This is a genomic window from Halobacterium sp. KA-6, from assembly GCF_021029015.1.
Lineage (GTDB): Archaea > Halobacteriota > Halobacteria > Halobacteriales > Halobacteriaceae > Halobacterium.
The window spans coordinates 1-13,993 of record NZ_JAJJZH010000008.1 but is presented as its reverse complement, the minus strand read 5'-3'; the positions used below and the strand labels follow the sequence as shown (position 1 = coordinate 13,993).

16 protein-coding genes and 3 pseudogenes are annotated in these 13,993 nt (G+C 56.5%); 5 read left to right on the top strand and 14 right to left on the bottom strand.

Annotation, left to right across the window (positions count from 1 at the left end):
* Window positions 1-49 precede the first annotated feature (49 nt).
* Together LPA46_RS14345 and LPA46_RS14340 are read right to left on the bottom strand one after the other, a co-directional pair.
* Window positions 50-571 carry a hypothetical protein gene (locus LPA46_RS14345; protein ID WP_230893069.1) on the bottom strand — a complete coding sequence of 174 codons (522 nt, stop codon included), beginning with the start codon at window positions 569-571 and terminating at the stop codon, window positions 50-52.
* A 307-nt stretch (window positions 572-878) separates the two neighbouring features.
* Complete coding sequence (locus LPA46_RS14340) at window positions 879-1,538, bottom strand: hypothetical protein (protein ID WP_230893068.1); 660 nt, start codon at window positions 1,536-1,538, stop codon at window positions 879-881.
* A gap of 693 nt (window positions 1,539-2,231) precedes the next feature.
* On the opposite strand from LPA46_RS14340, the gene LPA46_RS14335 reads away from it, so the two are divergent.
* Together LPA46_RS14335 and LPA46_RS19245 are read left to right on the top strand one after the other, a co-directional pair.
* A complete protein-coding gene (locus LPA46_RS14335) occupies window positions 2,232-2,801 on the top strand; it encodes a DUF7342 family protein (RefSeq protein ID WP_230893067.1) in 570 nt (189 codons plus the stop codon).
* A pseudogene (locus LPA46_RS19245) lies at window positions 2,794-3,234 on the top strand (hypothetical protein). The gene LPA46_RS14335 and the pseudogene LPA46_RS19245 overlap by 8 nt, the downstream one beginning before the upstream one ends.
* A 63-nt stretch (window positions 3,235-3,297) precedes the next feature.
* Here LPA46_RS19245 and LPA46_RS14330 read toward each other — a convergent pair.
* From LPA46_RS14330 to LPA46_RS14315, 4 genes are all read right to left on the bottom strand, one after another.
* Complete coding sequence (locus LPA46_RS14330; RefSeq protein WP_230893066.1) at window positions 3,298-3,927, bottom strand: DUF3558 domain-containing protein; 630 nt, start codon at window positions 3,925-3,927, stop codon at window positions 3,298-3,300.
* Between the two features lie 226 nt (window positions 3,928-4,153).
* Window positions 4,154-4,570: a twin-arginine translocation signal domain-containing protein gene (locus tag LPA46_RS14325; RefSeq protein WP_230893065.1), complete on the bottom strand. Its 417-nt coding sequence runs from the start codon at window positions 4,568-4,570 to the stop codon at window positions 4,154-4,156.
* A gap of 235 nt (window positions 4,571-4,805) precedes the next feature.
* Window positions 4,806-5,102 (bottom strand): hypothetical protein, encoded by a 297-nt coding sequence (locus LPA46_RS14320; RefSeq protein WP_230893064.1) that lies wholly within the window; start codon window positions 5,100-5,102, stop codon window positions 4,806-4,808.
* A gap of 270 nt (window positions 5,103-5,372) precedes the next feature.
* Window positions 5,373-5,624 carry a hypothetical protein gene (locus tag LPA46_RS14315; protein WP_230893063.1) on the bottom strand — a complete coding sequence of 84 codons (252 nt, stop codon included), beginning with the start codon at window positions 5,622-5,624 and terminating at the stop codon, window positions 5,373-5,375.
* A gap of 236 nt (window positions 5,625-5,860) precedes the next feature.
* On the opposite strand from LPA46_RS14315, the gene LPA46_RS14310 reads away from it, so the two are divergent.
* The gene (locus LPA46_RS14310) at window positions 5,861-6,676 is read left to right on the top strand and encodes a hypothetical protein (RefSeq protein WP_230893062.1); all 816 of its coding nucleotides are present in this window, start codon (window positions 5,861-5,863) and stop codon (window positions 6,674-6,676) included.
* 146 nt (window positions 6,677-6,822) lie between these two features.
* Here the strand turns inward: LPA46_RS14310 and LPA46_RS19240 are convergent.
* The 4 genes and pseudogenes from LPA46_RS19240 to LPA46_RS14290 all read right to left on the bottom strand — a co-directional run bounded on the left by LPA46_RS19240 (window position 6,823) and on the right by LPA46_RS14290 (window position 9,041).
* Window positions 6,823-7,202: pseudogene (locus tag LPA46_RS19240) on the bottom strand (type II toxin-antitoxin system VapC family toxin).
* Between the two features lie 254 nt (window positions 7,203-7,456).
* A complete protein-coding gene (locus tag LPA46_RS14300) occupies window positions 7,457-7,825 on the bottom strand; it encodes a hypothetical protein (protein WP_230893061.1) in 369 nt (122 codons plus the stop codon).
* Between the two features lie 32 nt (window positions 7,826-7,857).
* Window positions 7,858-8,007 (bottom strand): DUF1684 domain-containing protein, encoded by a 150-nt coding sequence (locus LPA46_RS14295; protein WP_230893060.1) that lies wholly within the window; start codon window positions 8,005-8,007, stop codon window positions 7,858-7,860.
* Window positions 8,008-8,240: 233 nt separating this feature from the next.
* Window positions 8,241-9,041: an SDR family oxidoreductase gene (locus LPA46_RS14290; protein ID WP_230893059.1), complete on the bottom strand. Its 801-nt coding sequence runs from the start codon at window positions 9,039-9,041 to the stop codon at window positions 8,241-8,243.
* Window positions 9,042-9,139: 98 nt separating this feature from the next.
* Between LPA46_RS14290 and LPA46_RS14285 the strand changes: the two genes are divergently transcribed.
* Entirely contained in the window at window positions 9,140-9,808 is a 669-nt protein-coding gene (locus LPA46_RS14285) for a helix-turn-helix domain-containing protein (RefSeq protein WP_230893058.1), read from the top strand.
* A 13-nt stretch (window positions 9,809-9,821) separates the two neighbouring features.
* Here LPA46_RS14285 and LPA46_RS14280 read toward each other — a convergent pair whose 3' ends face one another.
* Complete coding sequence (locus LPA46_RS14280; protein ID WP_230893057.1) at window positions 9,822-10,490, bottom strand: helix-turn-helix domain-containing protein; 669 nt, start codon at window positions 10,488-10,490, stop codon at window positions 9,822-9,824.
* A 93-nt stretch (window positions 10,491-10,583) separates the two neighbouring features.
* Between LPA46_RS14280 and LPA46_RS14275 the strand changes: the two genes are divergently transcribed.
* A complete protein-coding gene (locus LPA46_RS14275; RefSeq protein ID WP_230893056.1) occupies window positions 10,584-12,125 on the top strand; it encodes a phytoene desaturase family protein in 1,542 nt (513 codons plus the stop codon).
* Window positions 12,126-12,174: 49 nt separating this feature from the next.
* Here LPA46_RS14275 and LPA46_RS14270 read toward each other — a convergent pair whose 3' ends face one another.
* The 3 genes and pseudogenes from LPA46_RS14270 to LPA46_RS14260 form a co-directional block, all read right to left on the bottom strand.
* Window positions 12,175-12,633 (bottom strand): hypothetical protein, encoded by a 459-nt coding sequence (locus LPA46_RS14270; RefSeq protein ID WP_230893055.1) that lies wholly within the window; start codon window positions 12,631-12,633, stop codon window positions 12,175-12,177.
* A gap of 98 nt (window positions 12,634-12,731) precedes the next feature.
* On the bottom strand, window positions 12,732-13,280 hold the full coding sequence (locus LPA46_RS14265; RefSeq protein ID WP_330166346.1) for a DUF7342 family protein: 549 nt from the start codon (window positions 13,278-13,280) through the stop codon (window positions 12,732-12,734).
* A 462-nt stretch (window positions 13,281-13,742) separates the two neighbouring features.
* Window positions 13,743-13,993, bottom strand: a pseudogene (locus LPA46_RS14260) (transcription initiation factor IIB); the annotation flags it as partial.

The following is a 13,993-nucleotide window of genomic DNA, read 5'->3' as shown; positions in this document are numbered from 1 at the left end:
TAAACGTTGACAGCTCTCATTATTTTATCGACGGAGAATACCAGTGGCATCAGACTACGAACGGGAAACCGGCGAGAATGAAACCTGCGACTATCACAGGGATCTCATTTGAGATATTCCAATCAACGATATCTGTGTGAACCAAGGAGTACCCAATCAAGATTACCAATCCAAAGGTCTGCACTACTACAAACTCGGCGTGGCTGTGGATCAGGTCAGGGATCACCAAGCCACCGAGAACACCGAGTAACGTCATCAACCCGACCCGGACCAAGACAGCTACCTCCTTCGTATTGAAAGAGTCTGTCCCGAACGCGAAGAACGAATCTCCCTGTGAGAACATCCAGTTCCCAAGAATAGCGATGAACGAACCTTGACACGCCGAAATCAATAAGTCGTCAACTGTGTATCCTGATAGTACTACGGTACCGTCGAGAGAGTGCAGCAGTCCTGTGATGAAGTAGATTCCAGCGTATTCGCTGAATGCGACGCCGGACGCTCCAAGAAGTAAGTAAACCTGCCAGTTATCTTGCTTGCTTTCATCTATCAAGTTATGCACTTGTTCCAGCATTATACCGGCCGGAATGGACCGGTGACTGATAAGACTTGATTTGCTAATATGAAGAAGTCCTCCGTTGAAATCCTCAGATGCTAAACCGACCCAGCGTGCTCTCTACGAATATGAACGGAGGAGTATTCGCTAAGTACAATTCCTGTACTTAGCGATTCATCGAACCTTGGGGGAAGCGCGGCCTCACTGGCTGATATCGATCGGTAGCGCATACGTCCGTCTTCAGGCGGTGGTCAATCGATAGGCGTTGTGCGTCAATCCACGAGCCTCTGGGATTCCTGGATTTCTATGCCGTAGCAATACTGTTTCAGGTCTTGGAAGCGAGCCGTTGAGATACGTTAAGGCGGCGGAGACCGGATTCGATTCCCGCTACGATGAGTAGGATTCCTAGGTAGAGGTACCAGCCGCCGAAGTAGAGCGCGTGGGGATCCTCTACACTTGCTGTGAATGCTGCTTGTACGTCGACGAGGATGAACACCGCCAGTAGCGTCGCTGGCGCGATCAGGCGATATCGAACTAACAAATAAAGTGGAATCGCGGCGAGCATCCACATACCGACGGCACCGAACAGATACACCAGCCAGTCGAAGCCCCCTGAAACTGTTACCCCGAGACGGGTAGCGTACCATACCATTACAACGGCGTGCAGGAGACCGCCTGTAGAAGCGAGAGCGATCGCTCGGCGTCGTGAAGCCGGAACCGACAACCACGGGATGGATCCCGGAACTGACGGCACTCGAGCCCACAGATCTCGAATCACGTACTCCACGAGTCCGAGGAACAGGAACCCAACCGCCCAGACCGATGCGTTGACCATATACCGGACGATGTACAGCCCGTTCTCGACGACCATGATGCCGGTCGGTTCGGCGAGTCGTTCCAGTTCGGCGACGTCGCGAAACGTTGGTCCCGGAGGCGTGAGTTCCATCCCGAGGACGTAGGCCGTCGTGAGGACGAGCGCAACCACGGGGGTGACGAGGTGGAATCGAACCGTGAGCCAGACTGGAACTGCTGCGACAACGACGAGCCCACCATACCGCCACAGAAGGCCACCGAACGAATATTGCGATGGCCCAATCGAATAGCCGAGACGGAGAGCGACGAGTAGCAACACCGCCGCGTGAACCACGCCGATGGCGAGACTGAAACCGACGGCTCGTCTGGAGGGCATGCGTTTGGATGGGGGCTCTTCTGGCTTCTTTGTTTTCCCAAGAAGATGTCTCGAACTGGATCTGGAATCGGCTTCTCATCAGCCTTCTGTAACTTCGCATCCCCCGTCAAACCCGAGTACGTTAGGTGGTCGTGTCCGGACAGTCGTCTAGGCGGGAATTCCCGCCTATACTAGTTGTTAATTTCGCGGTTTCTGTCTGGACAGCCGCGAAGTCTGGTGGTTCTGTCTGGACAGGCGAGTCCTGCCAATCACTGTCTGGACAGGGCTGTCTGGACAGATTCCTTGCTTCGGGTTTTCAGGCTTTGAAACTCCAGAATATCGGCGTGAATGCTTGGACAGACCTGCCAGAAGATGTGTCGGGTATGCCAGCTAGCTCACTCGGTAATTTGACAGGGTTCACTCATGGCCGTGGGATCTGAAGCAGAAATAATTCAGAGAGCCATAGATATATGTCGCTTCAGATGTTAGGCCCTGGTACGAGGCGACAGAATGGAAATCACTGAGATCCCCGATGATGCGTACGCTGGCGACGAATCACCGCCCGATCTTGACGAGCTAGAGTCACCTGACGCGCTGTTCACAGGCGGCCCAATCCGCGAGCGACTCCTCAATGTCGTCGTCGCATTACGAACCCCCACGAAGGTTTCGGACATCGCCGACCAGGCTGACTGCGACCCCGAAACTGCCCGCGACTACCTCGAATGGTTCGACGACATGGGCATGGTACACCGCCACGACGGCCGGCCCGTCCGTTACGAGCGCAACGACGCGTACTTCCAGTGGCGACGCATCAACCGCATCCGCGAACAGTACTCCGAGCAAGAAATTGTTGAGGCACTGGCAGACGCCCTCGACCAAATTGACGACTACAGAGACCAATTCGACGCCGACGAGCCTAATGACGTCTCCCTCGTCAAAGCCAGCCAAGAGATGCCCACCGAAGACGCGTGGGAAGCCCTCTCCGAATGGAAAACACTCGAAGCACGGGCAGACTTACTCGACGCGGCGCGACGTGACCATCCACCCGCCGGTCGCACTCCCGGCTCTGTCGATGCCTGATCGGTCGGCTGACCCGCCGAGCACCGGCCCGATCGATGCGGAGCTTTTTGATCGGATCGCCGCTCGTCTCGCCCAAAGCACTCGCTTCGAGAACGTCCACGCACGTCCCTCGTATGCGCCAAACGCTGTCGTTGCCGAGTACGACCTCGGGTACTTCCCTGGCGGAGTCACGCGTGCCTCACTTCGAATTCGGTGGTTCAAGACGGACGACTTCAGCATTCACTACGCTGAGCAGTAACGAACAGAACGCTCGTGGGAGTGCCGCTGGGGCCGGCACCCCAACGACCACAACACCCACGAGCACTACCATCCACCACCAGATGCAGTAACGCCAGGCGAGGACGCCGACTACCCCAGAGAGTGGCGGAATGTCCTCAGTTTGGTACTTACTCGTCTCGATGAACGAATCGAAGCCTTCTGGAACGAATCATGAACCGCCCCGGGGCTTGACATTGAGGCACTCGCCCTGCTCCGCCTGTATCGAGTACTGACCTACCTACTCGACCGGTTCTGCGCGCACTTCCTCGCCCCAGAAATCACCCGGAATAATGTGGGTTTTATAATATTGTTCCCCATCCCGGATGTAATCAACACCATCTAAGCTATCAGGTAACGAGCCCCATTTACCAAACGGCGTATCGTACGTTCCGTTCTGAATGGCTTTTTCGACAGGCTGTCGGACCCGTGGTGTGAGATTCCCCAGTGACACGACAGTGGCATTCCCAGGCGGCTCTTGTTGAGTGACCTCAATTCTATACGTTGCCACGATTGGTCCGGCATGCCACGTGAGGCGATAGTACGTCCCGTTCTTCAGGACGTACTTGTGATTCTGGAAAACGTCCTGAGCGTCAGTCGGGAAGTACGTCCGATTGACGTATGGTGACTCACGGATAGCGTCGGGAGCGAACCCGACTTGTCGTTGCTGGGCGGTATCGAACGCTCGTTGCTCGGTGTCCGAGAGTTCGGTGTAGTTGATAGTGTTACTCGGCGTTGCATTCGCCGCGTTGGACGTTGTTGTTGGGTCTGGGGCCGTGGTCTCTGTTGGTTGCGTGGAGGGAGTGCCGCCGTTCAGCCCGCTACAGCCAGCGAGCAACACGAGGAGAATAACCATCAATTCACGGCGCATACTGTGAGTTCCCAAACCAGCAATAATGTGTTTTGTGGGCCACCAGAAAACACAATTAAGTCACTTCGAGACTGACAGATACCACCCTCCCCCGTACTTAACGAAGTCACACACCACATCGAGTCGGGTTTTCACCGCGGAAATCCGGAGTGAAACAACCGCTCAGTAGGTGTGCGAACTAAGCTCGAAAGTTGTGGCTCCGTTCTGGCACTATGGCGTGCTTCATCTAACAAGAAGGCTCTCTGAAATCGACTACCGGTTTTCCCCCTTCATATCGCTTCATAATCCGGATTCTGACGAATTCGCTATCCTTGCAGTCAATCGTAATATATCTCGTCGCTGTTTTTTCGATTGATTCAACATCGACTTCAATCCTGAATTTGGAATCTATCTCGACGGATTGTAACGCGTTTACTGTGTTGACAGATGGGGCCTCGTTAGGTGGTGCAGCAGGTAGTTCTGCTTGTTGCTCCCAAACTTTGGAATCATTAGCGTCGAAGATTCGGACAACCACTTCTTGTTGACTTTCCGAAAGATTTGCGAGAAATACAGTTGCGTCGGTGCGTTGCTGAGAGGAGGAACATCCCGCCAGAAGGGCGATTCCTCCGCCCACAGCACTACGAAGAAACTGCCGTCGATTCATGACTAAATTCTCCGGCGGCTCCGGTAAGTCCTTTTCCTGTACTTAGCGAAACGACGAACCACATCGAGGCCGGTTCTCCCCACTGTGTCGGTGTGAAACAGCCGGTAAGTGAGTGTGCGTACTGATTGGCTGTTTTACCTCCAAATCTAAGTAGATAAACCAGGTTTGGAACTACTGCTGAATACCGCATGCAGAAAGCGGTCTGGCTACCCGAGACAAATCCTTAGACGACCCGTCAGGTACCCTTTCGAGCGGACCATTCGGCACTTATTTCGACGGCGTTCCGAATGTCCAGGCGTGCGTACTCGGGGGAGTCGCCTGATTCGTCGCCACCGGGGAGGAAGTCGAACGTCGTCTCGCCGGTTTCGCCGATGCGTGCGGCGAGCGTCACCGTCGTCCCGGGGTCGGCAGTGACGAACTCGCGTTCGACGATGTGCTCGCCGGAAGGGACGGTGGTTTCGATGGACGCAGGTGGGTCGTGGTTGACTGTCTCTACGGCAACCGTGATGGCGGATTGGGAGGTGTTGTACACGTAGAGCGATCCGCGGGGGTATTCAGGGGCGGAATCACCGCGTGGGAACGACAGACACCCAGCACAGGCGAATGCTGTGGTGGCTCCAACCGCGGTGAGGAATCGGCGTCGATGCATTAGCACCTACCCATTTGGGGGTGTGTAGAAAAAGAATCGGGACTTGTGCTTGAATGCCTTCAGTTTGCTTCCAGCTCCTGTCCCTAGCTGCTCTATCAGTAGTTGCTAGGCGGTTTCTTTAGATTGATCGCTAATCGAAAGGTATGGGAAGAGTCAGGCGGTGTTCTGCCAGTAATCGGTGGCGCGATACAGGAGATATAGGACAGCGTTAAGGACACCAGTTACAGCAAAGACCTGCCCGAGCTGGAGCCAGAGTTGCTCAAAGGGCAATCCAAGATCACTCACGCCGTATGTGAACACCGCAGAGATCAGTCCCCAAATGATGAGGATCGCCGCAATCCGTGCGCCATCTTCGATATATGACGATACCGCTTGTGCCTGAGGAATGGAGGGCTTATCAGACATCTCGAGACAGTTTCAACTTCACTGGTAAATATCTCTTGGTGTTGATAGACCAGTACGGGGCCTGTGGGATCGTCAATACCTGCTCCGCCTGTACTTAGCGATTCACCGAACCCAAAGAAGCGGGTTTTCACAAACTGGATTTGGCGTAGAACAGCCGCTCAGTAGGATTGCGAAAATACCAACGCCACCGCCGAGTTCAATATCTCCTGATACATAGTGCGGTCAGATAATGGATTATGAACGACTGGAGTGAACGGATGGACGCCGGGACGAAGCTCCTGTCCGAACAGGCAGTTCGAATTCCGCTGCCAGACGTGCAAGCAGAACGGTCCCTCCACGAGAACATGGAGAGAATTGCGGCCGCTGGCGATCGAAAGAGCAAGTTGCTCGATGACCCAGATATCCCGTTAACGGAGGTATACGAGGACGAATTGGCCGAAATGAGACAGAGCTTTAAGCATCGCTTACAACAGATTGCTGGCGAGGACTACTACGAAGTCGCAACCGCGTACCTCGACGGTGAGCGTGACGACTGGATTGGTGCCCTCGCAGCGTACTATCTGGAGTGCTACTATCGGCTGCAGGAACGCTACACTGTTGACGACCAAATCTTCTGCTTGGTAATTCTGCGATATCCGGACTGCTTCACGGTGAACCTCAGCTTCCTCACCGGCGAGATCAGCTCCGATGCAGTTCGATACGACTCCACCAAACACCTCGAGGCAGATTTCGACGACCGCCACCAAGAACAGTACTACGCAGACTGTCAGCAATCACAGCACGAGGCTTCAGCATACCTTCGTGAGCGCGTCACCTGTATTCGAGACGCGTTCCCGGACCCAGAAACAACTCCGCGCGAGCAACGACAATATGGCGGATTCGTACACATCACCGGGCGGGACGGCACGACCTTCGCAGAGATCCTGGATTCACTCACTCCAAATCCGGACCGGTTCGATGACGACACCTCGTCTCCGGGCCTCGTTCCAGAAGGACCAGAGACCAGGCGAGCGAAGGAAAACTATGTTCCTAACCACGAGGTTGCACTCTAGGTAACGAATTCTCCAAACGTAGCGATCCGTACCTAATCTGTACCTAGTTCACCGGCAGCTCGAATCCACTCTGGACTCCGACCGCGAAAGACCGAAGTCCCAGTCAGGTTGCTCCGATGAGCTCCTGGACGGCGACCTCCAGAAACTCAGTTGAAAGGGTTATCAGCAGTGTCTAGGCGCGTAAGCCCGTTACACGGCCAAATCCGTCATTAAATGAATAGAGATAGTTGGTCTCGTCGCGGTTCATGTACGCGACGATGGACGCGTCGACGAACGACAAGTCAGGGTACCGGCGGAAGATCGCTTGTGCGGCGTTGAAGTCTGCCTAGGGTGCGTGCACGATCTCGAAATGGGCGCCCTCGATGAGACGGTCCAGTAATTCGTTCGCTGGTATCGGACCGAGTCGCTCGCGCGTCAGGTTCAACGTCTCCGCGACAACGTAGTTCGTGACGATGGCGTTGGGGAGAGCACCGTGATCGATTCCTCGGACGATCTCCCGAGCGGGTTCATTGTTGATTAAGGACATATTGTTTCGGTATATCCGTTACCTACATACCGACTGTCGTGTGAACAACACCTCCCCCACAGCCCCGGATATCAGAGACCAGGCCTAATAGCGTGTATTCGTGCGATTGGCGCTCGGTCTTGTTCACACGAATCTCGCCGTCCCGTGTGTACATTCCGGAAATCACCATACTTGACGTGAAACAACCGTTCAGTCGGGATGCGTATCGATCGGCCGTTCCGCCCATTCTGCTGAAGAAACTGTGTTGCCTGCGGTTAGGCTGTCTGTGCGTCGGTGAGTCGTTCGATGGCGGCGTCGGCAAGGACAGCGAGGACGAGGAGGGCTGTAGCAAGCGCGACGAAGAGCGGGCCCCAGACGACGCCGGGGGTGAGGGCGAGGTGTTCGTAGAGGGCGTAGGCGACGGCGAGAATGCAGGGCGCGGTGACGGCGGCGAGGATGATGTCAACGGGGTTGCGGGTGACAGCAGCGCGTGCGAGGACGGCGGCGACGAGAACGAGGGGGCTGAGAAGGGTGGCAGTCGCGGGTGGAGGTTTGATGCCGGGGAGAGAAGCGGCGAACGGGACGAGCAGGGCAAGGGCGGCGAGAACGCGCGGAAGGACGCAGACGGTGCGTGCGCGGTTCATACGCGGGGGTCTCTCGGGCGGAAAGTTAGGTGTTACTCCGCGTAGCGTCCGCCCGCCTCGATGCGCACGTCAAGGTGGTTCTCGAAGGAGACGAACGGGCAGTCGTCGGCGTCGGAGTACGTGCAGAAGGGATTGTACGCACAGTTGAAGTCGAGGAGCCAGACGCCATCGCGCTTCCCCATCGGCGACCGAGGGTGGTCGGCGAAGTACTCGTCCTTTACCGAACGATAGCAAGGTCGTCTCCACTTACCGGAAGACCCGCACCTGCTACAAGGGATACTGAGATTGTAGCGAAAGCCGCTACCTGTTCATTTGGGCGCCAGGATAGAGAAACGTGATCCAGCGTAGGCAGAACTGCCAGTAGTGGGAAACTATCCACCGCAGTGAGAATGAGGTTTCGTTGCGCCACCAGCAGTCACATCGATGACTCCATCTGAGTGGTGGTCTCGTTTGGTCCGGTCACGTATCGTTGCGCGAGCCACTCCTCCCACGTGAGCACTCCACCCCTGTGATCGGGGCAGGTCGCATCGCCAGCCCGAAACGCCGCCACAGTGTCCCCAGGGAGGGGAACATGAAGAATCGGCCGTCTGAGATTACGTGCAGCGCGATATGCCCGTGCAAGTTCCCTGACTGAGCGAACCTCAGGACCGCCGATCGGGTCGGTCCGGCCGCTTGCTGTCAGCGTCGCGTGCTCCACGATGATATCCGCCACTTCACCGACATCGATGGGCTGGAGTTGCAGTTTTGTTGGCAGGGGCCACACTGGAAGTTTCGCTACAAAATCCAGTAGCTCCGCGATAAACGCGTGAAACTGCGTCGAACGGATGATCGTTGTTGGGATATCGCTTTTTGCGACTGCTGTTTCAGCGATAGCCTTGTGTTCGTAGTAGGAGTAGGGGATGTCGTCGATGCCCACTATTGAGGGGTAGACGAAGTGTTCGACACCGGCCACTTCGGCCGCTTCAATAAGTCGCTTCGTTCCCTGCACGTCAACCGCCGCTGTGTCACCTTGCGGCGCCGTCGCCGCGTGAATGACGACATCGATATTTTCCAGCGCCGACTTGATGTTCGAACCGTCGGTCACGTCCAGCTCGACCCAATTGACGCTTCCCTTTGCTTCGTTGGGAGGCGAGCGGCTCGCCGCCGGGACAGTATGGTCTGCCGCTGTGAGTCGCGGTCGGAGTGCTGTTCCGAGTGTCCCTGTTGCGCCGGTCACCAGCGTTCAAATCATAGGGGTAATTCGTCGCTTCAACACGAGTGGCTATTGCCGAGTTTGCTCGGTGGGTTTATGTTCGTGATTGCATATCGTCATGCATGAAACACGTCCGAGTTCGCATCACTGCCGATGCTGGACGGGCGGGCAGTATTCACCCGATGTACGGCGTGTTGACCGAGGCAACATTCATCAAGCGAGCGACGGCAGAACAGTGGAACTACACTGGCGACGCACTGGGCATCCTCCATTACGTCGTCGGCGACGCGAATGCACTTGAGAGTGCGCTGCAAGAAATCCCAGAAGTCGTCGGCTACGATATCGAACGGATTGATGAACGGTCTTGCTACGTGTACGTCCGGGATGCGACGACCGAGTCGCTCCAAGAAATGTTCAGCCCCATCTCCTCCGGCGGCCTAATCGTCGTCCCCCCAGTCGAATACAGACCAAGTGGGACAGTCGTATTCTCGATGTTCGGTCCTGACGATGAGGTACAGGAGGCAATCGAAGATGTGTCGGTGCCAATTGACGTGACTATCGAGGCGGTCGGTGGGCTTGCCGGGACAACAACTGCGATCGAGGCCCGCCTTACTGACCGCCAACGCGAAGTCGTCGAAACGGCAGTTGAGCTGGGATACTACGACATTCCTCGCAGTGCCAGCCAAGAAGAAATTGCCACAGAACTAGACTGTGCGCCAAGTACTGTTGCCGAACACCTCAGGAAAGCTGAAGCACAGACACTCCAGGCACATTTCCCCGACAAACGTTGACATCCTCCCCGCGCTAAAGGGCGGGGCTTTCCCCTTGACTCTCCGTAATAGACGCGGTGGTACCGACGAGGAACCACTCAAGGATGCGGGCAGTTCCACGACGGATTGTCTCACTTGCCGTTGACGTATCGACCCCTATCACTTGGGCGACTTCCTCTAAAGTGCATCCTCGTGGCACCTCGAAGTATCCCTCTCGGAACGCGACGGTGAGGCACTCGTGTTGCCGCTCGGTGAGCAGCGTCTCCGAATTTCGTCTCTCGACGACTGAAAGAAGTTCATACTCGTAGCCGCTTGCGTCCAGCGCTGTTCCCATCGTCTCGAACTGGTCGCGAGTCGCGGTCACGTCGAACTCCATTTCGCCATCTTCGACGATGAGCGGAAACTCCGGTGGCAGTGAGGAGTCGCCCAAGAACTCGTAGAGTTGCTGTTCGGTCGTTTCATACTGTGCGATCGCCGTCCCGTCTTCGAGATACAGTTGCTCGTACTCAAGGACATCCGGATGGTCTTGAATCGCATCAGAGACAGCCCTAGGGTTCGAGTACGTGACTTCGCCAAGCTCCAGAGCTCTCTCCCCTACTGGTGCGCCGGTGAGCAAGCGGAATGTCGCCGATGAGTACGATGTCGAAACCTCCGTAATCCAGAGATCCGGCGGCAACTGCATTCGAAATCGGGCTTCGATCATCTATCTACCTCCGCTGGTTCCGTCGCAGGGTTGGCCAACATATTGGGCAAACGTTCCTGCTCCAACACTATCAATATTTGACCGTGATCGCTAATGTCGAGTGAACAGGTACGAGACGCTGTCGTGATTGGTGCTGGTCTCGGTGGCCTTGTCTCTGGGGCGAAACTCGCTCAGGCAGGCAAACAAGTTCTCGTATTGGAACAACACTCAATCCCGGGTGGCTGTGCGACTACCTTCGAACGGCAGGACTTCGAGTTTGATGTGAGTCTGCACGAAATCGACGGCTTCGACGAACATGACATCAAACGCGAGATATTCGCGGATCTCGGCGTTCTCGACCGCCTCTCGTTCGAACCTATCGCGGATTTCTACCGGTACCGGCGTGGAAACCAAGACATTGCTATCCCACACGGACGGGAAGACGCATGCGAACGGTTAGCGAGTGAGTTCCCTGAGGACGCGGAGGGGATTCGAACGTTCTACGACGTGATATTGGACCTCCGCGAGTCGCTCCTCGGATTCGCATCTGCCGGCGAACCGTCAGTCACCTCGAAACTGTTGTTCGCCCTCCAGAATAGAACCTTCCTCCGCCACCGGAACGAGACGCTCGGGTCGTTCCTCGACGACGTACTCGACGGCGACGCACCGAAGCGGGTCCTCACTGCCAACCTCGGCTACTATCACGACGACCCCTACTCGCTCTCGCTCCCGTTTTTCGCGGTGGCGCAGGGCGGCTACATCGCCAACGGCGGCTACTACATCAAGGGCGGCTCGCAGCGACTCGCAGACTGCTTGGTCTCCCTAATTGAGGAGGCGGGGGGACGGGCCGAGACGGACCGCCGCGTCACCGATATACGCGTCGACGACGGCCAGGCGACCGGGGTCCGCCACGAACACTCTCGGTCCGGAACGACCACGCTAACCGGTCAGGACGTTCAGACCAACAACGCCGATACCGTCGTCGCGAACGCCGCCGTCCCCCTTGTTGCTGAGAACCTCCTGCCAGCGCCTCACGGAAACCAACTCGGTGCGCAGTTTGACGACTGGAAGGTGGCGCCGTCGTTGACGACGCTATATCTCGGGTTCGACACACCCCCACAGAACCTCGGCTGTGAGCAGTACTCAACCGTAATTCAGCATCCCTCGGTCGACACACTTGCTGACGTCGCGTCGGTTCAGCGGGTGTCGTACGGGCGGCGAACCCTCACTTTCGTAGACTACAGCCAGATCGACGCCGAGCTCACGGAGGATGGGCAATCCGTCGGTGCAGTTTCCACCATTGACTACCTTGACGAGTGGACTGGCCTCAAAGACGCGGAGTATCGCGAGAAGAAAGCACTCGTCAAGACGGTTCTGCGCCGCCGATTGGTGGACCAGTACCCCCAGCTGGATGATGCAATCGCCCATGCCGAATTGGCGACGCCGAAAACCATCCAGCGGTACACGATGAACCCCAGTGGGACCGCGTACGGATTTGCCCAAACCCCCTCCCAATCGCTGTTCGACCGGCGCGTCGAACCGCCGATTTCGAACCTGCGGTTTGCCTCAGCATGGACGTTCCCCGGTGGCGGATTCACCGGAGCAATCATCTCTGGCCACCTCACCGCAGAGTCGATTCTGTCGGAATTCACATAGAACAGCTGTCATCGCCGAATATTCCCAGTTGACTAGCCGTCAAACCGGTTCACGATGACTTGCTCTGCTGCCAGAGCATGGCGGAGTACACGCATCCGATCACAGCCGACGCGATGAGCGCCAACAAGACTGCAAACGCAAGGTACCCAAAGACTGGGTTCCCATACGGTTGAATAACGTCTTGTGGTGGTTCGACCGCCCACGGGCTGACGTGGAAGAACGCGAGTACCGCCGCGCTGAACGCGAAAAACACCGTCATGTACCTCGCCTCAACCCGGTCGCTGACTGCTAGGTATATACTCACTCCGATAAGTGGATAGATAGCGAGGCTGTACGTGAATGCATTTACCTCGGGTATGAGCGGCCAGCCGACGTGGTTTCCCCGGATGATATGGTCGATGTGATGTGCCGCCCCGAGCACTGTCGGAACGGCGGCAAACACGTACACTAACGGTGTCAGGGACGTGTCGTCGGAGACTTCGAACGGGAGCCAGTCTTCAATATCCATAGGTAGGGATCGTCCACTACCCCATTCAGAATTTTCCCAACATGTTGGGCGTAGAGGTTCGCGTTCGGATCACCACCGGAATGTACAATCGACATCGGTTAGCTGCTGGCCTCAGCAGGCTCTGTTGGGGCGAGGAAGTCCCATTCGCGGATGGCGAAGCCGACGGTTTTGATGCGGTGTTGAAGATGTTCCCATTCGCGGATGGCGAAGCCGACGGTTTTGATGCGGTGTTGAAGATGTTCCCATTCGCGGATGGCGAAGCCGACGGTTTTGATGCGGTGTTGAAGATGTTCCCATTCGCGGGCAATCTCAGGGCGACGATCTTCCTCCCCGGCATCGAAAGACTCGTCAGCAAGCATGCCGCGAAGCTGGTTCGGTGACTCGACGTCGAATTCGTCCTTCCAGTCCCGAATTTGGGTCTTCATATCCACGAGACGGTTCGTGAGCTCCTCGACAGAATGCCAGCTGTCTCGAAGACGCATCGCCTTCTGCATCGATTGACGCCGGTAACCCGGGTAATATGTCGTGTGTGGGCCGCTCTCGTCACGATGGGGGATGCCGTCGACGAGCCGTTCAAGGACGCGTTTGGTTGGTTCATGTGAGTCGATGAACGTATCTAATACATCACAGCCCTCCTTGCCCGCCACGGAACGCGACTGAAATGTCGTAATCCAGTGGAAGCACGTTGCCAGCGACACGTTTCGGACTACGTACCCGGCGAATCCAGCGGTTAGGGCGAACCCGGCCGAGAACCAGATTCTGAGAAACCGTCCACTGGTGAGCCCCCACAAGAGGCTCTCCACGATGGCGACGGCGACGACACCCGTCGCAAATACCGCTCCCGCGAGCAGTCCTCATCCGGCGAGGTTCCCGATGACGGACTTCAGTCCCATACCCCACCCTGAACTCCACCGCCGATAAGATATTCCCCTGTACTGACCGGGCGTTTCACCTTATCCACTGAATAAAGAAACCGTATTGATGACTACTGCTATCACGTACGCAGTAGGTGTGCGGGCTCGCGATCACGGTCGAGCGCGAATCTGCACACGAGCGAACGCGGGTTCGTGTGCATATCGGGGAAATCGTATCTGCGGACGCGCAACCCCTTATACTCCAAAGCCCATCGCTTCGATCTGTTCTTGATAGCGGTTGCGGATGGTGACTTCGGTGACGTTCGCGACGTCGGCGACTTCGCGCTGGGTTTTCTTCTCGTTGCAGAGGAGGCTTGCTGCGTAGATGGCGGCGGCCGCAAATCCGGATGGTGATTTCCCGGAGAGTAGTCCTTGTTCGGCGGAGGTGTCGATGATTTCGCGGGCCTTTGCGGTGGTTTCCTCGGAAAGGTCGAGGTCGCTTGCGA